The sequence below is a fragment of the Streptomyces sp. NPDC040545 genome (genome assembly GCF_055595065.1).
On the sequence record NZ_JBVIWA010000021.1, the window covers coordinates 82528 to 100507 of the forward strand.

A 17980-nucleotide genomic window follows, 5' to 3' on the forward strand; every position below is an offset into this window, starting at 1 on the left:
TTGGGGGGCAAAGCTATTCGGCAAGCCTCGTTGATGGGGGGTGTTCCTGTTTTTTGTCCCGGGTTGGGGGCTGGGGTGGGGGGTTGGGTCCTCCGGGGTTGGGCCCCCCCCACCTCAAGGATTCGGGGCTCCGCCCCCGGCCCCGCGCCTCAAACGCCGGCGGGGCTGGAATTTGCGCCGGCCGGGGTGAAGGGGGAAGGGGTCCAGGTGGACAGGAAGGACTCCGCCGACCAGGTGCCCGACAGGGACGGGGCCAGCCAGGACGGGGCCGACGCGCGGAAACGGTCCGGCGCGAGGGTTCCCGAGCCTTCCGGGACCGCGCCCAGCAGCGGCAGGCCCGAGGACTTCGTGAGGTCCGCCAGGTTGCAGCGGGCCGCGAGGTCCGGGTCCTTCGGCCAGCTGCCCACCACCACACCCAGCGGGGTCAGTTCCCGGGCCCGCAGGGCCTCCGCCGTGAGCGTGGTGGAGTTGAGCGTGCCCAGCCCCGCCTGGGCCACGATCAGTGTCGGCGCGCCGAGCAGGCGGGCCGCGTCGGCCAGCGTGTTGCCCGCCTCGTCGAAGCGGACGAGCAGCCCGCCCGCACCCTCCACCAGGACCACGTCGTGGTCCAGCGACAGCCGCTGCGCGGCCTCCGCGATCTGCGCCGGAGACAGCGTCGGCAACCCCGAGCGGCGGGCCGCCGTGTCCGGGGCCAAGGGCTCCGGATAGCGGACCAGTTCCACCGCCGTGACGGAGGGACCGGCCAGCCGGACCACCTCCGCGGCGTCCCCCGGCTCCTGCGCTCCGACACCCGTCTGCGCGGGCTTGAGCACCGCCACCGATCGGCCGGCGGCCACCGCGGCGGCCGCGATCGCCGACGTGACCACCGTCTTGCCGATCTCGGTACCCGTCCCGGACACCATCAGTACGGACATCTCAGCCTTCCTGCGCCGCCGCGCACACCGCACGGCAGATACGGTCCACGTCCTCGTCACCGGTCACGAACGGCGGCATCACATAGATCAGGTCCCGGAACGGGCGTACCCACACGCCCTCCCGCACGGCCGCCCGGGTGGCCGCCACCACGTCGATCTCGTGATCGAGCTGCACCACGCCGATGGCGCCCAGGACGCGTACGTCCTTCACCCCGGGGATGTCGGCCGCGGCCGACAGGCCCTCGCGCAGCCCGGCCTCGATCCGCTTGACGTCGGTCGCCCAGTCCTGGCCGAGCAGCAGCTCGACGGAGGCCAGGGCCACCGCCGTGGCCAGCGGGTTGCCCATGAAGGTCGGCCCGTGCGCCAGCACCGGGACCTCGCCCTGGGAGATGCCGCTCGCCACCCGCTCCGTGCACAAGGTCGCCGCCAGCGTGAGGTAACCACCGGTCAGCGACTTGCCCAGGCACATCACATCCGGGGTGATCCCCGCGTGGTCGGCCGCGAAGAGCGCGCCCGTACGGCCGAAGCCGGTGGCGATCTCGTCCAGGATCAGCAGGACCCCGTACTCGTCGCACAGCTCGCGCAGCACCCGCAGGTAGCCGGGGTGGTGGAAGCGCATACCGCCCGCGCCCTGCACCACCGGCTCCACGATGACCGCGGCAAGCTCGTCCGCGTGCGCGGAGACCGTCGCGCGCAGGTGGTCGGCGTACGCCGGGTCCACGGGCGTGTCGAAACCGGCGGGCGGCGCGTCCGCGAAGACCTGCCGCGGCAGGTGACCCTGCCACAGCTCGTGCATCCCGCCGTCGGGGTCGCAGACCGCCATCGGCTGCCAGGTGTCCCCGTGGTAGCCGCCGCGCCAGGTCAGCAGCCGGGTCTTGCCCGTCCGCCCCAGCGAACGCCAGTACTGCAGGCACATCTTGACCGCGACCTCGACGGACACCGAGCCCGAGTCGGAGAGGAAGACGTGCTCCAGCCCCGGCGGGGTGATCTCGACGAGCTTCGCGGCGAGCCGGACGGCGGGCTCATGGGTGAGCCCGCCGAACATCACGTGCGACATCAGACCCAGCTGCGCGGTGGCGGCCTCGTTGAGCACCGGGTGGTTGTAGCCGTGGATCGCCGACCACCAGGAGGACATGCCGTCGACCAGCTCTTCGTGACCGTGTCCCTGGGACGGGTCGGCGAGCCGCAGCCGTACCCCCGAGGCGGAGGCGATGATCAGCGGCTCCTGCCGCCCGGGCATCGGGCCGTACGGGTGCCAGACGTGCTGCCGGTCCAGTGCGAGCAGTTCGGCGCCGTCGGCCAGCGGTCCACGCTGATCAGGCATTGGGGGCGATGTCCGTCCCCGCGCCGCGTCGGCGGACCGCCACCAGCTCCGGGCGGACCTCGCCGGCCTCGGCCTGGACCGGTACGGGCGCCTCGTCCGCCGGCGCGTGGCCGGAGCAGCCGCCGCACGCGGAGCCGCAGCCCGCGGCTTCGCCCTCGGCGGGCGCGCCCGAACCGCAGGGTGAGGCGCCGCCGTTCGAACCGCAGCCCCCGCCGGTGGCGGCGGCCGCGACGTCGGAGCGGTGCGCGGGAAGGGTCGACGTACCGGCACCCTCCACCTCGAAACCGGCGTCCGCGATCATGTCGAGGTCGGCCTGACCGGCCTGGCCCTCACTGGTCAGGTAGTCGCCGAGGAAGATCGAGTTGACGATGTGCAGGGCCAGCGGCTGCATCGAGCGCAGGTGGACCTCGCGGCCGCCGGCGAGGCGGACCTCGACGTCGGGGCAGACGAACCGCGCCATCGCCAGGATGCGCAGGCAGCGCTGCGGGGTGAGGTTCCACTCCTTGGCCAGCGGCGTGCCCTCGAACGGGATCAGGAAGTTGACCGGCACCGAGTCCGCGTCCAGCTCGCGCAGCGAGAAGACGACGTCGACCAAGTCCTCGTCGCTCTCGCCCATACCGGCGATCAGACCGGAGCACGCGGACAGACCGGCGCCGTGCGCCTTCTGCACGGTGTCGACGCGGTCGGCGTAGGTGTGGGTCTTGGTGATCTGCCCGTACGTCGCCTCGGACGTGTTCAGGTTGTGGTTGTAGGCATCCGCGCCCGCGTCCCGCAGCCGCTCCGCCTGGCCGTCCGAGAGCAGGCCGAGGCACGCGCAGACCTCGACGCCCTCGTTCTGCTCCTTGATCGCCGCGATCGTCTTGCCGACGCGGTCCACGTCCCGGTCCGTCGGCCCGCGGCCGCTCGCGACCAGGCAGACCCGCTTGGCGCCGCCCGCGACACCGGCGGCGGCGGCCTGGGAGGCCTCTTCGGGCTTCAGCCACGTGTACTTGAGGATGCCGGCCGTCGACCCCAGGCGCTGGGAACAGTAGGAGCAGTCCTCCGGGCACAGGCCCGACTTCAGGTTGACCAGGTAGTTCAGCTTGACCCGACGGCCGAACCACTGGCGGCGCACCTTGCCGGCCGCGGCCACCACGTCGAGCAGTTCGTCGTCAGAAGTCGCCAGTACGGCGAGCGCTTCTTCGCGGGTCGGCAGCTCTCGCCGCAGCCCCTTGTCCACCAGGGTGTTCAGCAGGTCCATGAACCCGATCCTGGACCACACCCCCGCTCCCGGCCAAGGAGAGATCGCACAACATGGCCGGATGGGTGTGTGTGTATCACCACACCTGGCGCAGCGGTCACGCGAGCTAGGGTCGGGGCAGGTCTGTGGACTGCCGACAAAATACGAGGACGTGCCGATGCCCGAGCTCACTCCCGACCCGGTGGACGTCTTCGCGTGGATCGACGACGCGGAGCGCGCGCGGGAGGAGGCCGGCCTCGTCCGCACGCTGCGCCCCCGGCCACCGGCGTCGCCGCTGCTGGACCTCGCGAGCAACGACTACCTCGGCCTGTCCCGGCACCCGGAGACCGTCCGGGGAGCGCGGGAGGCGGCCCAGTGCTGGGGCGCCGGAGCCACCGGTTCGCGGCTGGTGACGGGTACGACCGAGCTCCACACCGAGCTGGAGCGGGAACTCGCCGCCTTCTGCGGCTTCGAGGCCGCGCTCGTCCTGTCCTCCGGCTACGCGGCCAATCTCGCCGCCGTCACCGCGCTCAGCGGCCGGGGCACGCTGGTCGTGTCCGACGCCGGGAACCATGCCTCGATCGTCGACGGCTGCCGGCTCTCGCGCGCCGAGACGGCCGTGGTCCCGCACGCCGACCCGGACACCGCACGCAAGACGCTCGCCGCGCACGAGGGCCGCGCGCTGCTGGTCAGCGACTCGGTGTTCTCCGTGGACGGGGACGCCGCCCCGCTGGCCGAGTACGCCGCCGCCTGCCGGGACCAGGGCGCGGCCCTGCTCGTCGACGACGCCCACGGACTGGGCGTGCTGGGCGCGGGCGGTCGCGGCGCGCTGCACGCGGCCGGCCTCGCGGGCGCACCGTACGTGGTCGCCACCCTGACCCTCTCGAAGTCCCTGGGCAGCCAGGGCGGAGCCGTGCTCGGCCCGGCCAGGGTGATCAGGCACCTGGTCAACACCGCGCGCACCTTCATCTTCGACACCGGACTGGCCCCGGCCGCCGCCGGGGCGGCGCTGGGGAGCCTGCGCCTGCTCCAGCGGGAGCCGGAGCGCGCGGACCGAGCCCGCGAGGTGGCCGCCCAGCTGTACGGGCGACTCACCGCGTCCGGCCTGACCGCGGCCCGGCCGGACGCGGCCGTGGTGTCGGTACGGGCCCCGTCGGCGTCGGCGGCACTGCGCTGGGCCGCCGACTGCCGCGAGGCGGGTCTGTCCGTGGGGTGTTTCCGTCCGCCGTCGGTGCCGGACGGCATCTCCCGGCTGCGGCTGACCGCCCGGGCCGATCTCACGGGGGCCGAGATCGATCGGGCGGTCGCGACGATCCTTGCGACCGCACCCGCGGGAGCCACGGACGGCCAGGTCCGGTAGACCGTGTCGGCCGGGGTCCTGGGCGTTTCCCGTGTGCTGGGCGTTCCCGGGTCCAGGGCGTTCCCGGGGGTCCCGGACGGGGCTACGCGTGCGCGTCGGCCCGTACCGAGGCGAGGAAGCCGGTCCAGGCGGGCCCGGTGAAGAGCACGGCCGGCCCGTCCGTCCGCTTGGAGTCACGGACGGCCAGCAGGCCGCCGTCCAGGACGGCCGCTTCCACGCAGTTGTTCATTCCGGTGCTACGGCTGCTCCGCCGCCACCGCGCGCTGATCAGAAGTCCGCTGGTGGATAAGGGGGTTGCGGACACGGGCGTGCCTCCTTACGCGTCGTCAGCGAGTGAGCTGATGAGATCCGACGAGTCCTGGGGCGGGAGGGCGTGCGCCTGGATGGTGCGGAACGCGGCGCCGTACGCCTCAAGGTCTTCCTTCCGCTCCAGATAGAGGCTACTCGTCAAATGGTCGAGTACCACCACATCCAGATCAGCTATGTCCGGAAATGAAAAAATAACGAACGGTCCGGTCAGTCCGAGATGCCCTCCGACGCTGAACGGAAGCACCTGCAGGCTGACTTGAGGCAGCTTCGACACCTCCGCCAGGTGCCGCAATTGCTCGGCCATCACCCCGGGCCCGCCGATCTGCCGGCGCAGCACCGCCTCGTCCAGTACGGCGCTCAGCTCCAGCGGGGGATCGGCCCGCAGCACCGACTGCCGGGCCAGCCGTACGTCGACCAGCGCGTCCACCTTCGGCTCCGGCAGCCCGCCCAGCGCGGCCCGGGTCACGGCTCGCGCGTATCCGGGCGTCTGCAGCAGCCCGGGCACCACGGACAGCTCCACGGTACGGGCCGACCTGGCCCCCGCCTCCAGGCTGATGAAGTCCCGGTACTCCTGCGGCAGCAGCCCCCGGTAGTCGTGCCACCACTGGCGGCCGCGCCCGGTGTCGCCCGCCGGCCCGGGGCCGGCGGCCGAGGCCGACAGCGCCTCCAGCAGCGCGCGCTGCTCGGGGCCCACGATCTCACCGTAGGCGTCGAGGAGGAGCCGGATGTCCTCCGGCTTCACACCGCTGCGGCCTGTCTCGATGCGGCTGATTTTCGACTGGTGCCATCCCATGATCCGGGCCGCCTCACCACTGGTGAGTCCGGACCGGTCGCGCAGGGCACGCAGTTCCTCGCCGAGCTTGCGTCGGCGCACCGCGGGACCGTGGTGCACACCCGCCTCCTTCCACCGGCACAGCTCGCACCAGTCTGTCGTCCAAATAAGCTCTTCCGTAGCAGAGTTCACCGCATCGAGCGACAGATATATGCACATCTTGGGGGAAAGGCAGATGTGACGGCACGATGGGTGGCACTCTGGCGTCCAGCACAGATCCGGGGCTTTTCGCCCCGGTGGGAAAGGGACCGTCGCCATGGCAGATCACCAGGAAGCATCCGTCACTCTGCCGAGCGATCCGGCCTCGGTCGCCACTGCCCGACGCTACGTCGCGGAGGTGCTGGGCGAATGGGGACTCCCCGATGACGCCGACACGGCCGACAGCGTCCGGCTGATCGTCTCGGAGCTCGCCACCAACGCCGTACAGCACACGTTCGGCCAGTCGCCCACCTTCACCGTCGATGTCCGGCTGGAGCGCCAGGAGTGGCTGCGCGTCGGGGTGACCGACAGCCACCCGCGCTGGCCCAAGCGGCTCCCGGCCGCCGTCCAGCAGGACAACGGCCGGGGCATGGTCATCATCCGCTGGCTGACGGCGGAGGCGGGCGGCCGGCTCTCGGTCACCCCGACCGAGGACGGCGGCAAGACGGTGTGGATCGCGCTGCCCTGGAGCGTCGGGGCCCCGGTGCGGAGCGCCACCGGCTACTGACCTGCCGGTCCCGGTACCAGTCCCGGACCCGGAACGGGAACCGGACCCGGAACGGGACCCGGACCCACCCGTGCCCGGAACGGGGCCCGGACCGGGACCTGGACCGGGACCGGGACCTGGACCGGGACCCGCTCAGGCGAGGCCGCGCTCGGCCGCGCTGCGCTCGATGCACAGCTCGTTGCCCTCGGGGTCGGCGAGCACGACCCAGCCCGCGACGCCGTCCGCGTCGCGGCGGTCGTCCACGAGCTTCGCGCCGAGCCCGATCAGGCGCTCGACGGTCTCGTCCCGGGTGCCGGTGGGCGGCTGGATGTCCAAGTGGACCCGGTTCTTGACGGACTTGCCGTCCGGGACCCGGATGAACAGCAGGCCCGGCGCCCCGGGCAGGCCGGGCTCCAGCATGATCTCGTCGTCACCCTCGACGTCGTCGGGGTGCATCGTGAAGCCGGTCACCGCGGACCAGAACTCGGCGACCCGGTAGGGGTCGAGGGCGTCGAAGGTGATGTGCCGGACGGGGTTGATGAACACCTGTCTCCTCGATGGGGATCCGTGTGCGGAGCCGTATACGGAATCGGGTCCGCGGGGCACCGGAGTTGAACCGGGTACCTGCCCGAAACGTGGGTTAACTCAGCGGAAAAGCGCAGCGCTTAGCGTGGCGGCCACGTTCGACCGCCAATGATCATCCATGATCCGGTAAAGCGGTGGTGGTCGGGGTGGAAAGCCTTTCCTTGTGTTGGGCAAGAGACGCTTGGTTCGGATATGCGCAGGTCAACAAGGTGTTGAAGGGCGGTAGGGTCGCCCCGCCCCTTGTTGATCTTGTCCCGGAAGCTTGGTGATACGAGTGCAACTGACACCGCACGAGCAGGAGAGACTGCTCATCCACGTGGCCGCCGACGTGGCCGAGAAGCGAAGGGCACGCGGGGTCCGCCTCAACCATCCGGAGGCGATCGCGCTGATCACGTCGCACCTTCTGGAGGGGGCCCGCGACGGCCGGACCGTGGCCGAGCTGATGGCTTCGGGCCGCACCGTCCTGACCCGCGAGGAGGTCATGGAGGGGATCCCCGAGATGATCCACGACGTCCAGGTCGAAGCGACCTTCCCGGACGGCACCAAGCTCGTCACGGTCCACGACCCGATCGTCTGAAACGGAGTACCCCCGCATGATCCCCGGCGAAATCGCCTACGGGGACGGCCCGGTACCCCTCAACGAGGGCCGTCCCGTCACCCGTCTCACCGTGCTCAACGCGGCCGACCGGCCGGTCCAGGTCGGATCCCACTACCACTTCGCCGAGGCCAACCCCGGCCTCGACTTCGACCGCTCCGCCGCCCGCGGGCTCCGGCTCAATGTCGCCGCCGGCACGGCCGTCCGCTTCGAGCCGGGGATCCCGGTCGCGGTGGAACTCGTGCCGCTCGCGGGCCTGCGCACCGTACCCGGGCTGCGCGGCGAGACCGGAGGGCCGCTCGATGGCTGAGCTCTCCCGCCAGGTGTACGCCGACCTCTTCGGGCCGACCGCCGGTGACCGGATCCGGCTCGCCGACACCGACCTCTTCGTGGAGATCGAGCGGGACCTCGGCGGCGGCCCCGGGCTGGCCGGCGACGAGGCCGTCTTCGGCGGCGGCAAGGTGATCCGCGAATCCATGGGGCAGGCCCGCACCACCCGGGCCGAGGGCGCCCCCGACACCGTGATCACCGGGGTCGTCGTCCTCGACCACTGGGGCATCGTCAAGGCCGATCTCGGCATCCGCGACGGCCGGATCTGCGGCATCGGCAAGGCCGGCAACCCCGACACGATGGACGGGGTCGACCCCGCCCTGGTCATCGGCCCCGAGACCGAGATCATCGCCGGCAACGGGAAGATCGTCACCGCCGGCGCCATCGACGCCCACGTGCACTTCATCTCCCCGACGGTCATCGAGGAGGCGCTCGCCTCCGGGATCACCACCCTCGTCGGCGGCGGCACCGGACCGGCCGAAGGGAGCAAGGCCACCACTGTCACCCCCGGGCCCTGGCACCTGGCCCGGATGTTCGCGGCCCTGGAGGCCTACCCGGTCAACATCGGACTGCTCGGCAAGGGCAACACCATGTCACGCGAGGGGATGCACTCCCAACTGCGCGGCGGCGCCCTCGGATTCAAGATCCACGAGGACTGGGGGGCGACCCCCGCCGTCATCGACGCCTGCCTCTCGGTGTGCGAGGAGACCGGCGCCCAGGTCGCCATCCACACCGACACGCTCAACGAGGCCGGATTCGTCGCCGACACCCTCGCCGCCATCGCCGGGCGGACCATCCACTCGTACCATACCGAGGGTGCGGGCGGTGGGCACGCGCCCGACATCATCACCGTGGTCTCCGAGCCGAACATCCTGCCCAGCTCCACGAACCCCACCCGGCCGCACACCGTCAACACCGTCGAGGAACACCTCGACATGCTGATGGTCTGCCACCACCTCAACCCGGCCGTCCCCGAGGACCTCGCCTTCGCCGAATCGCGGATCCGGCCCTCGACCATAGCGGCCGAGGACGTCCTGCACGACCTCGGAGCCATCTCCATCATCTCCTCCGACTCCCAGGCCATGGGCCGGGTCGGCGAGGTCGTGCTGCGCACCTGGCAGACCGCCCACGTGATGAAGAAGCGCCGCGGCTTCCTCCCCGGCGACGGACCCGCCGACAATCACCGGGCCCGCCGCTACGTCGCGAAGTACACGATCAACCCCGCCGTGGCCCAGGGGCTCGCCCGCGAGATCGGCTCGGTCGAGACCGGCAAACTCGCGGACCTGGTGCTGTGGAACCCGGCCTTCTTCGGGGTCAAGCCCGAACTCGTCATCAAGGGCGGCCAGATCGCCTACGCGCAGATGGGCGACGCCAACGCCTCCATCCCCACCCCGCAGCCCGTCCTGCCCCGGCCCATGTTCGGCAGCCACGGCCGCGCCCCCGGCCTCAACTCCCTCAACTTCACCGCGCAGGCCGCGCTCGACGACGCCCTGCCCGAACGGCTGGGGCTCGGCAAGCAGTTCGTGGCCATCGAGGGCACCCGCAAGCTGAGCAAGGGCGACATGCGCAACAACGACGCCATGCCGAGGGTCGAGGTCGACGCCGACACCTTCACGGTCACCATCGACGGGGAGGCCGTGGAACCGGCGCCCGCAGCGGAACTGCCCATGGCCCAGCGCTACTTCCTGTTCTGAGACGAGGTCCTTGCCGATGAGCCGCGCCGCGCTCCTCGTCCTCGCCGACGGCCGCTTCCCCGCCGGGGGCCACGCCCACTCCGGCGGGGCGGAGGCCGCCTGCAAGGCGGGCCGGATCCATGACGCCGCCACCCTGGAGGACTTCTGCCGGGGCCGGCTGCACACCGCCGGCCTCACCGCCGCCGCGCTCGCCGCAGCCGCCGCCCTCGGGCTCGACCCGGCCGTGCTCGACGCCGCCGCCGACGCCCGTACCCCCTCGCCGGCGCTGCGTACCGCGGCCCGGCGGCTCGGGAGGCAGCTGCTGCGCGCCGCCCGGGCCACCTGGCCCGCCGCCGAACTGGAAGCCCTGGCCGCGGCGTTCCCGCGCGGGGCCCACCAGCCCGTGGTGCTCGGCGTCACCGCCCGGGCGGCCGGGCTCGGGCCCGGGGACGCCGCGCACGTGGCGGCGTACGAGAGCGTCGGCGGACCCGCCACCGCGACCGTACGGCTGCTCGGGCTGGACCCCTTCGAGGCGAGCGGGGTGCTGGCCCGGCTCGCACCCGAGCTCGACGCCGTCGCGGCCCGGGCGGAGCGGGCCGCGCTGCGGGCCCGTTCACAGGGCCCGGACGCGCTGCCCGCGACCTCCTCGCCGCTGCTGGACATTTCGGCGGAGGTCCATGCCGACTGGCCGGTACGCCTCTTCGCTTCCTGAATCCCCTGAAGGAGACCCCCATGCACCTCGACCATGCCGTGACCTACCCCCACCGGCACACCCACAGCGCCGATGCCCTGCGGCCCGACGGCACCCGGCGGGCCCTGCGCATCGGGCTCGGCGGACCCGTCGGCTCCGGCAAGACCGCCACCGTCGCCGCCCTGTGCCGCGCGCTGCGCACCGAACTGTCCATGGCCGTCGTCACCAACGACATCTACACCCGCGAGGACGCGGAGTTCCTGCTCCGCGAGGCCGTCCTGCCGCCCGAGCGGATCACCGCCGTCGAGACCGGGGCCTGCCCGCACACCGCCATCCGCGACGACATCTCCGCGAACCTGGAGGCCGTGGAGGAACTGGAGGACGCCTTCCGGGAGAACGGCCGACTGGACCTGATCCTCGTCGAGTCCGGCGGGGACAACCTCACCGCCACCTTCTCCCGCGGACTCGTCGACGCCCAGATCTTCGTCATCGACGTGGCCGGCGGGGACGACATCCCCCGCAAGGGCGGACCCGGCGTCACCACCGCCGACCTGCTCGTCGTCAACAAGACCGACCTCGCCCCCCACGTCGGCTCCGACCTCGACCGGATGGCCCGCGACGCCGCCGCGCAGCGCGGCGAACTCCCCGTCGCCTTCCAGTCGCTGCGCGGCCCCGAGGGGGTCGCCCCGGTGGCCGCCTGGGTCCGCGAGCGGATCGCCGCCTGGTCCTCGCGGTGAGCGCCGCGACCACCACCGGCACGGCGCCGCCATCCCGGACGCCCCCGGCGGGCCTGCGGGCCACCGCCCGTATCCACGCCGTCGCCGACGGGCGGGGCGGCACGGCCCTGCCGCTGCTCGCCGGGGAGGGACCGCTCGCGCTGCGCCGTACCCGCTCGCCGTCGGCCGCCGAGGCCGGGGTCATGCTGGTCGGCGCGATGAGCGCCCCGCTCGGCGGGGACCACCTCACCGTCGAGGCCACCGCCGGCCCCGGGGCGCAGCTCGCCCTCGCCTCGGCAGCGGCCACCCTGGCCCTGCCCGGCCGGGCCGGCGAGCCCGCGCGCTACGACGTACACCTCACCCTGGGGGAGGGGGCGTCGGTGCGGTGGCTGCCCGAGCCGCTGGTCTCGGTGCGCGGCAGCGACCTGAGGGTGCGCACCCGGGTCCGACTCGCCCCCACGGCACGGCTGGTGCTGCGCGAGGAGCAGGTGCTGGGCCGCACCGGGGAGGTTCCGGGCCTGCTGAGCAGCCGTCTCACCGTCGACCGCGGGGGCCGTCCGCTGCTGGACCAGGAGCTCGCCTGCGGCCCCGGCGCTCCCGGCGGCTGGGACGGCCCGGCGGGCCTGGCCGGGTACCGGGCGCTCGGTCAACTCCTCGTCGTGGACCCCGCCTTCGCCGAGGATCCGCCCGCCGCGGCGGTCCTGGGGGAGTTCGCCGCGGTGACGCCGCTGGCCGGCCCGGCCGTCCTGGTGACCGTCCTGGCCGCGGACGCCCTGCTGGTGCGCGAGCTGCTCGACGAAGCCTGCCGTACCTACGGGTGGTGAAAGCGGGACGCAACAGGCACCGCTCAGCGGTACACGCCTTTCCGGTTATCGGGTTGGCAAAGAAGTCGATCCGGCCCTGTCGCCGGGTCCCGGTCAGACGACAGGATCCCCCTGCACGCCGACGACCGAACCCGACCAACCCGGCCGCCCACGGCGGCACCTGACGCAGGGGGAACAACCACGTGATACGCAACGCGGCGCTGGGGAGCGCCGCCACACTGATCACCGGCACACTCGCGGCGAGCCTGCTGCTGGCCCCGCCGGCCGCGGCGGCCCCGGCCGGCAGCGACGGCAGGCTGCCGGAGGCGCTGGGCGTTCAGATCGCCGCCGCCCGCGCCGCCCGCACCGGGATCGACTGGAAGGACTGCCCGGCGGACTGGGGCTTCGAGAAGCCCATCCAGTGCGGCTGGGTGAAGGTTCCGCTCGACTACGCGAAGCCGTACGGCAAGACGATCGACATCGCCGTCGACCGGATCGGCAGCACGGGGACCAAGGAGGAGCGCCAGGGCGCGCTCGTCTACAACCCCGGCGGCCCCGGTGGCTCCGGCATGCGCTTCCCGCGCCGCGTCACCACCAAGAGCCCGCTGTGGGTCAACACCTCCAAGGCCTACGACTTCGTGGGCTTCGACCCCCGCGGCGTGGGCCACTCGGCGCCGATCTCCTGCATCGACCCGCAGGAGTTCGTCAAGGCCCCCAAGGCGGACCCGGTCCCGGACTCCGAGGCCGACAAGCGCGCCCAGCGCAAGCTCGCCGCCGAGTACGCGGACGGCTGCAAGGAACGCAGCGGCGAGATGCTGCCGCACATGACCACGCCGAACACCGCGCGGGACCTGGACGTGATCCGGGCCGGCCTCGGCGAGAAGAAGCTGAACTACCTCGGCGTCTCCTACGGCACCTACCTGGGCGGGGTCTACGCGACCCTCTTCCCGACCCACGTGCGCCGCATGATCGTCGACAGCGTCGTGGACCCGTCGCAGGACAACATCTGGTACGAGGCCAACCTCGGCCAGGACGTCGCCTTCCAGATGCGCTGGAACGACTGGCAGGACTGGGTCGCCAAGAACGACACCGTCTTCCACCTCGGCGACACCCGCGCCAAGGTCGAGGCCCGCTACCAGAAGCTGCGCGCCAAGGCCAAGGCCAACCCGCTCGGCGGGATCGTCGGCCCGGCCGAGCTCATCGGCTTCTTCCAGGGCGCCCCGTACTACGACTCCTCCTGGGTGCCCGTCGCCCAGACCTGGGCCGCGTACGAGGCCGGTGACGAGAAGGCGCTCGTCGACGCCATCGCCCCGGACATGACGGACACCAAGGGCAACGCGGCGTCCGAGAACGGCAACGCCGTCTACACCGCCGTCGAGTGCGCCGACGCGAAGTGGCCCACCAGCTGGTCCAAGTGGGACCGGGACAACACCAAGCTGCACCAGAAGTACCCGTTCCTGACCTGGTCCAACGCGTGGATGAACCTCCCCTGCGCGACCTGGAAGGCCAAGCAGAGCACCCCGATCGCGGTCGGCGCCAAGCACGGGCTGCCGCCCGTACTGATCGTCCAGTCCGAGCGCGACGCCGCCACCCCGTACAAGGGCGCGGTCGAGCTGCACCGCAGCCTCGCCGGCTCGCGGCTGATCACCGAGAAGAGCGCGGGCTCGCACGGCGTCACCAGCCTGCTGAACCCCTGCATCAACACCCGCGTGGACAGCTACCTGCTCACCGGCAAGGTCGACGCCAAGGACGTGACGTGCGCCCCGCACGCCACCCCCGTGGCCCCGGCCCCGGCCGCGGCGAAGTCCCTGTCGTCCGACGCCCCGGCCGAGCCCTCGGTCCTCCCGGCGCCGGAGGAGCTCCCCGCCGTCCGTTAAGGACGTGCGGGACCGGCCAGGACGAGCGGGAGAAGGCTCAGCGCGCGGTGCGCCGGGCCTTCTTCCGCTGTTCCTCCTCCTCGGCCTTGACCTCGGCCGCGTACCGGTCGACGTACTCCTGGCCGGACAGTCCGAGGATCGCGTACATGATCTCGTCGGTGACCGCCCGCAGGACCGCCCGCTCGCCCTCCATCCCGGCGTACCGGGAGAACTCCAGCGGTTCGCCGAAGCGGATCGTCACCCGCCGGATCTTCGGGATCTTCTTCCCGGGCGGCTGGATCTCGAAGGTGCCGACCATCGCGCAGGGCACCACGGGCACCCCGGCGCCCAGGGCCATCGCCGCCACACCCACCTTGCCCTTGTAGAGCCGGCCGTCGTGCGAGCGCGTCCCCTCCGGGTAGATGCCCAGCAGTTCGTCCTTCGCCAGTACCGCCAGCCCCTCGCGCAGGGCGGCCTGCCCGGCGTCCTTGCCCGACCGGTCCACGGGGATCTGCCCGGCGCTGCGGAAGAAGGCGGCGGTGAGCCGGCCCTTGACCCCGGGGCCGGTGAAGTACTCGGCCTTCGCCAGGAAGGTGATCCGCCGCTTGAGGATGGCGGGCATCAGGAAGTGGTCGGAGAAGGACAGGTGATTGCCCGCGACGATCGCCGCACCCTCGGCCGGGATGTTCTCCAGACCCTCGATCCGGGGTCTGAACAGCAGCCGCAGCAGGGGGCCGAGCAACACGTGCTTGAGCAAGTGGTAGAACACCAGGCCGCTCCTGTCGATATCCCGTTGTCACAGCCATTTTACGGACGGTGAGCCACGGGATGCAGGGGGCGGAGGGGACCTCTTACTCAGACATTGCGTGTGGCGGCCATCCCGGCGGTCAGCAGCCCCAGCACCACCCAGCCGAACCACAGCCAGCCGTTGCTGCCCAGGGCCACGGAATACGTGGCGACGGCCACCAGAGCGGCGAAGGTCATGACGGCCATCGCCTTAACGGATCCGGTCATGCCCCATGGTCGCGCGCGAAGCGGTGTCGCGCTACTGGCCACGCGCTTGGAGCGAGGCGAGATACGCGTTGTACGCAGCCAGCTCCTTGTCACCACTGCGGTCCTCGGCCCGGTCGGAGCGCCGCGCGGCCCGCTGCTCGGAGTGGTACCACTGGTATACGAGGGCGATCAGGACCAGCACCGAGGGGATCTCGCTGAAGGCCCAGGCGATGCCGCCGCCCCACTGCTGGTCGAGCAGGGGGTCGATGCCGAGGGACGCCGGCGGGTTCGCGTACGTCTTGATCATCGGCTGGCTCGCCATCATCAGGGCGATGCCGAAGAAGGCGTGGAAGGGCATGCCCGCGAACAGTTCCAGCATCCGCATGACGTAGCCCGGCCGGTGCGGGCCCGGGTCGATGCCCATGATCGGCCAGAAGAAGATGAGGCCGACCGCGAGGAAGTGGACCATCATCGCGATGTGCCCGGTCCGGCTCTCCATCAGGAAGTCGAAGAGCGGGGTGAAGTACAGGGCGTAGAGGCTCGCGATGAACATCGGGATCGTGAAGGCCGGGTGGGTGATCACCTTCATGTACCGGCTGTGCAGCAGCTTCAGCAGCAGCTCGCGCGGCCCCTTGTGGCCGCGGGCGGCGGGCGGCAGCGCACGCAGCGCCAGCGTCACCGGGGCGCCCAGCAGCACCAGGATCGGGGTGACCATGCTGATCACCATGTGCTGGACCATGTGCACGCTGAACATGACCATGCCGTAGTCGTTCAGCTTGGTGCACATCACGAGGATCACGGTCAGCACGCCCGCGCCGAAGGCGATGGTCCGGCCCAGCGGCCAGGAGTCCCCGCGCCGGCGCAGCCGCAGCACGCCCCACCCGTACAGGGCGAGCCCGACCAGCGAGCCGATCAGGAAGAAGGCGTCGAAGGAGAACTCCAGTCCGCGCCCGAGAGTGAACGGCGGCAGGTCCATGTCCATGTGCATGTCCATGCCGTGCCCGCTGTGATCCATCTGTTCACTCCCTTGACCGTGGTGCCCCACCACAGTAGTGCCGCCCCCGCACGCTCTTGCGCGCGGGGGCGGCGGTAACGGGCATACGGTTACAGAACCGTCTGTGCCTCGTCGTAGCGGTCGGCCGGAACCGTCTTGAGGGTGGAGGTCGCCTCGGAGAGCGGCACCATCACGATGTCCGTCCCGCGCAGCGCGGTCAGCATGCCGAACTCGCCCCGGTGCGCCGCCTCCACCGCGTGCCAGCCGAAGCGGGTGGCGAGGACCCGGTCGTACGCGGTCGGCGTGCCGCCGCGCTGGACGTGGCCCAGGATCACCGGCCGGGCCTCCTTGCCCAGGCGGTGCTCCAGCTCCACGGCGAGCCGGTTGCCGATGCCGGCGAACCGCTCGTGCCCGTACATGTCGACGCCGCCCTCCTCCAGGTCCATCGACCCGGGGCGCGGCTTGGCGCCCTCGGCCACCACGACGATCGCGAACCGCTTGCCCGCGGAGAAGCGCTCGCCGACGATCTCCGTCAGCTGCTCGATGTCGAAGGGACGCTCCGGCACCACGATCGCGTGCGCGCCGGCCGCCATGCCCGAGTGCAGGGCGATCCAGCCCGTGTGGCGGCCCATGACCTCCACGACCATCACGCGCTGGTGGGACTCGGCGGTGGTCTTCAGCCGGTCCAGCGCCTCCGTGGCCACCCCGACGGCGGTGTCGAAGCCGAAGGTGACGTCCGTGGAGGCGATGTCGTTGTCGATGGTCTTCGGGACACCGACGATGGGCAGACCGGCCTGCGAGAGCAGGTTCGCGGCCTTCAGCGTGCCCTCGCCGCCGATCGGGATGATCGCGTCGAGGCCGAGGTCCGCGACATGCCCGCGGGCGCGCTCCACGCCGTCGCGCAGGTGCGCGGGCTGGACCCGGGAGGAGCCGAGGATGGTGCCGCCGCGGGCCAGGATGCCGCCGACGGCGTCGAGGTCGAGCTTGCGGTAGTCCGCCTCCAGCAGGCCCTTCCAGCCGTCGAGGAAGCCGATCACCTCGTCGCCGTGGTCGACCACGGCACGGTGCACGACGGAGCGGATGACGGCGTTGAGACCGGGGCAGTCGCCACCGGAAGTGAGCACACCTATGCGCATGGCAGGAACGGACCTTTGCAACGTGGGCCGACGACCGGACCACGTCGTCCGGTTGGAACTACGGCCACCCTACAAGCGGTGGAGAGGTGGACTGAACCATCCTCCACATGCTGGTCGCACTCGTCGTACGAAACGATGTCGGCCCGGTTCCCCCTAGGGAAAACCGGGCCGAACACATGATGCGGGGGCCGCCCCGATGAGCGGTCCGCAGGGGTGCTACGCGGGCTGCGTCGCGGCGGCGATGCGCTCCGCGCGCAGCGCCTCGTACCACCGGTCGTCTATGGCCGGCAGCGCGTTCACGTCGAGGGCCAGCTTCAGCAGCAGGTCCGCGATCTGCGGGTTGCGGGCCATCACGGGACCGTGCATGTACGTGCCGAACACCGTGTCGTTGTACGCGCCTTCGGTGCCGTCACCGGTGCCGTTGCCACGGCCCATGGTCACCCGGGCGAACGCCTTGGCCGTCGGGCCGAGGTGGGTCACGCCCTGGTGGTTCTCGAAGCCCGTCAGCTGCGGCAGGCCCAGGCGCGGGTCGATGTCCGCGAGGACGTCACCGACGCAGCGCTCGCCCTCACCGCGCAGGGTGACGACGTCCAGCAGGCCGAGGCCCTCCTGGCGCTGTCCCTGGTCGTTGACGAATTCCTTGCCGAGGATCTGGTACCCGGCGCAGACGGAGAAGACGATCGCCCCGTTCGAGACGGCCCGCTCCAGGCCGCCGTCGCGCAGCAGGCGCTCTGCGGCCAGACGCTGCGGCCGGTCCTCGCCACCGCCGATCAGGTAGATGTCGCCCGAGGTCGGGATCGGCTGGTCGCTGCGCACGTCCACGCGCTGCACGTCCAGGCCGCGCTGGCGCGCCCGGCGCTCCACCACGAGGGCGTTGCCCTGGTCTCCGTACGTGCTCAGCAGGTCCGGGTAGACCCACACCAGACGCAGGCTGTTGTCGCTCATGCTCTTGTCCTTTATGGGTA

At 71.8% G+C, this 17980-nt stretch carries 20 protein-coding genes; 9 read left to right on the top strand and 11 right to left on the bottom strand.

Annotated features, from left to right (window positions below; genetic code table 11):
* Positions 1-149 precede the first annotated feature (149 nt).
* From bioD to bioB, 3 genes are read right to left on the bottom strand one after another with little or no spacing between them, the layout of a single operon-like run.
* On the bottom strand, positions 150-914 hold the full coding sequence (gene bioD / locus ACZ573_RS31320; protein WP_471310636.1) for a dethiobiotin synthase: 765 nt from the start codon (positions 912-914) through the stop codon (positions 150-152).
* A 1-nt stretch (position 915) separates the two neighbouring features.
* Positions 916-2238 (bottom strand): adenosylmethionine--8-amino-7-oxononanoate transaminase, encoded by a 1323-nt coding sequence (locus ACZ573_RS31325; RefSeq protein ID WP_471310639.1) that lies wholly within the window; start codon positions 2236-2238, stop codon positions 916-918.
* A complete protein-coding gene (gene bioB, locus ACZ573_RS31330; RefSeq protein WP_471310642.1) occupies positions 2231-3478 on the bottom strand; it encodes a biotin synthase BioB in 1248 nt (415 codons plus the stop codon). Before bioB ends, ACZ573_RS31325 begins: the two co-directional genes overlap by 8 nt.
* Before the next feature lie 157 nt (positions 3479-3635).
* Here bioB and ACZ573_RS31335 point away from each other — a divergent pair, with 157 nt between their 5' ends.
* Positions 3636-4817, top strand: coding sequence for an 8-amino-7-oxononanoate synthase (locus ACZ573_RS31335; protein WP_471310644.1), 1182 nt, complete (start codon positions 3636-3638; stop codon positions 4815-4817).
* Between the two features lie 82 nt (positions 4818-4899).
* Here ACZ573_RS31335 and ACZ573_RS31340 read toward each other — a convergent pair whose 3' ends face one another.
* Positions 4900-5121 carry a DUF397 domain-containing protein gene (locus ACZ573_RS31340; RefSeq protein ID WP_301372635.1) on the bottom strand — a complete coding sequence of 74 codons (222 nt, stop codon included), beginning with the start codon at positions 5119-5121 and terminating at the stop codon, positions 4900-4902.
* Between the two features lie 12 nt (positions 5122-5133).
* Positions 5134-6018 carry a helix-turn-helix domain-containing protein gene (locus tag ACZ573_RS31345; protein WP_471310647.1) on the bottom strand — a complete coding sequence of 295 codons (885 nt, stop codon included), beginning with the start codon at positions 6016-6018 and terminating at the stop codon, positions 5134-5136.
* Positions 6019-6214: 196 nt separating this feature from the next.
* Here ACZ573_RS31345 and ACZ573_RS31350 point away from each other — a divergent pair, with 196 nt between their 5' ends.
* Entirely contained in the window at positions 6215-6664 is a 450-nt protein-coding gene (locus ACZ573_RS31350; RefSeq protein WP_471310649.1) for an ATP-binding protein, read from the top strand.
* 132 nt (positions 6665-6796) lie between these two features.
* Here the strand turns inward: ACZ573_RS31350 and ACZ573_RS31355 are convergent, their stop codons facing one another.
* A complete protein-coding gene (locus ACZ573_RS31355) occupies positions 6797-7189 on the bottom strand; it encodes a VOC family protein (RefSeq protein WP_471310652.1) in 393 nt (130 codons plus the stop codon).
* Positions 7190-7502: 313 nt separating this feature from the next.
* Between ACZ573_RS31355 and ACZ573_RS31360 the strand changes: the two genes are divergently transcribed.
* The 7 genes from ACZ573_RS31360 (at position 7503) to ACZ573_RS31390 (ending at position 13913) form a co-directional block, all read left to right on the top strand.
* Positions 7503-7805 (top strand): urease subunit gamma, encoded by a 303-nt coding sequence (locus ACZ573_RS31360; RefSeq protein ID WP_030011137.1) that lies wholly within the window; start codon positions 7503-7505, stop codon positions 7803-7805.
* A gap of 16 nt (positions 7806-7821) precedes the next feature.
* Entirely contained in the window at positions 7822-8133 is a 312-nt protein-coding gene (locus ACZ573_RS31365) for an urease subunit beta (protein WP_189746087.1), read from the top strand.
* A complete protein-coding gene (locus ACZ573_RS31370) occupies positions 8126-9847 on the top strand; it encodes an urease subunit alpha (protein WP_471310655.1) in 1722 nt (573 codons plus the stop codon). Before ACZ573_RS31365 ends, ACZ573_RS31370 begins: the two co-directional genes overlap by 8 nt.
* 16 nt (positions 9848-9863) lie before the next feature.
* Positions 9864-10538 carry an urease accessory protein UreF gene (locus tag ACZ573_RS31375; protein WP_471310658.1) on the top strand — a complete coding sequence of 225 codons (675 nt, stop codon included), beginning with the start codon at positions 9864-9866 and terminating at the stop codon, positions 10536-10538.
* 20 nt (positions 10539-10558) lie between these two features.
* Entirely contained in the window at positions 10559-11254 is a 696-nt protein-coding gene (ureG, locus tag ACZ573_RS31380) for an urease accessory protein UreG (RefSeq protein ID WP_471310661.1), read from the top strand.
* Complete coding sequence (locus tag ACZ573_RS31385; RefSeq protein WP_471310665.1) at positions 11251-12057, top strand: urease accessory protein UreD; 807 nt, start codon at positions 11251-11253, stop codon at positions 12055-12057. The genes ureG and ACZ573_RS31385 overlap by 4 nt, the downstream gene beginning before the upstream one ends.
* Positions 12058-12239: 182 nt before the next feature.
* A complete protein-coding gene (locus tag ACZ573_RS31390; protein WP_471310668.1) occupies positions 12240-13913 on the top strand; it encodes an alpha/beta hydrolase in 1674 nt (557 codons plus the stop codon).
* Between the two features lie 37 nt (positions 13914-13950).
* Here ACZ573_RS31390 and ACZ573_RS31395 read toward each other — a convergent pair whose 3' ends face one another.
* The 5 genes from ACZ573_RS31395 to ACZ573_RS31415 form a co-directional block, all read right to left on the bottom strand.
* Positions 13951-14661 carry a lysophospholipid acyltransferase family protein gene (locus ACZ573_RS31395; RefSeq protein WP_301372646.1) on the bottom strand — a complete coding sequence of 237 codons (711 nt, stop codon included), beginning with the start codon at positions 14659-14661 and terminating at the stop codon, positions 13951-13953.
* A gap of 86 nt (positions 14662-14747) precedes the next feature.
* Positions 14748-14906 carry a hypothetical protein gene (locus ACZ573_RS31400; protein ID WP_030010293.1) on the bottom strand — a complete coding sequence of 53 codons (159 nt, stop codon included), beginning with the start codon at positions 14904-14906 and terminating at the stop codon, positions 14748-14750.
* A 31-nt stretch (positions 14907-14937) separates the two neighbouring features.
* Complete coding sequence (locus ACZ573_RS31405; protein ID WP_471310671.1) at positions 14938-15900, bottom strand: cytochrome c oxidase assembly protein; 963 nt, start codon at positions 15898-15900, stop codon at positions 14938-14940.
* An 89-nt stretch (positions 15901-15989) separates the two neighbouring features.
* Complete coding sequence (locus ACZ573_RS31410; protein WP_471310674.1) at positions 15990-17015, bottom strand: 6-phosphofructokinase; 1026 nt, start codon at positions 17013-17015, stop codon at positions 15990-15992.
* A 216-nt stretch (positions 17016-17231) separates the two neighbouring features.
* On the bottom strand, positions 17232-17960 hold the full coding sequence (locus tag ACZ573_RS31415; RefSeq protein ID WP_150256333.1) for a type 1 glutamine amidotransferase: 729 nt from the start codon (positions 17958-17960) through the stop codon (positions 17232-17234).
* Between the last annotated feature and the right edge of the window lie 20 nt (positions 17961-17980).

What these genes read in the sequence shown, in the direction of transcription:
- ACZ573_RS31370 (WP_471310655.1), top strand. Translation starts at nt 8,126, where the DNA reads ATGGCTGAGCTCTCCCGCCAGGTGTACGCCGACCTCTTCGGGCCGACC.
- ACZ573_RS31375 (WP_471310658.1), top strand. Translation starts at nt 9,864, where the DNA reads ATGAGCCGCGCCGCGCTCCTCGTCCTCGCCGACGGCCGCTTCCCCGCC.
- ACZ573_RS31410 (WP_471310674.1), bottom strand. Translation starts at nt 17,015, where the DNA reads ATGCGCATAGGTGTGCTCACTTCCGGTGGCGACTGCCCCGGTCTCAAC.
- ACZ573_RS31350 (WP_471310649.1), top strand. Translation starts at nt 6,215, where the DNA reads ATGGCAGATCACCAGGAAGCATCCGTCACTCTGCCGAGCGATCCGGCC.
- bioB (WP_471310642.1), bottom strand. Translation starts at nt 3,478, where the DNA reads ATGGACCTGCTGAACACCCTGGTGGACAAGGGGCTGCGGCGAGAGCTG.
- ACZ573_RS31325 (WP_471310639.1), bottom strand. Translation starts at nt 2,238, where the DNA reads ATGCCTGATCAGCGTGGACCGCTGGCCGACGGCGCCGAACTGCTCGCA.
- bioD (WP_471310636.1), bottom strand. Translation starts at nt 914, where the DNA reads ATGTCCGTACTGATGGTGTCCGGGACGGGTACCGAGATCGGCAAGACG.
- ACZ573_RS31405 (WP_471310671.1), bottom strand. Translation starts at nt 15,900, where the DNA reads ATGGATCACAGCGGGCACGGCATGGACATGCACATGGACATGGACCTG.
- ACZ573_RS31415 (WP_150256333.1), bottom strand. Translation starts at nt 17,960, where the DNA reads ATGAGCGACAACAGCCTGCGTCTGGTGTGGGTCTACCCGGACCTGCTG.
- ureG (WP_471310661.1), top strand. Translation starts at nt 10,559, where the DNA reads ATGCACCTCGACCATGCCGTGACCTACCCCCACCGGCACACCCACAGC.
- ACZ573_RS31335 (WP_471310644.1), top strand. Translation starts at nt 3,636, where the DNA reads ATGCCCGAGCTCACTCCCGACCCGGTGGACGTCTTCGCGTGGATCGAC.
- ACZ573_RS31365 (WP_189746087.1), top strand. Translation starts at nt 7,822, where the DNA reads ATGATCCCCGGCGAAATCGCCTACGGGGACGGCCCGGTACCCCTCAAC.
- ACZ573_RS31400 (WP_030010293.1), bottom strand. Translation starts at nt 14,906, where the DNA reads ATGACCGGATCCGTTAAGGCGATGGCCGTCATGACCTTCGCCGCTCTG.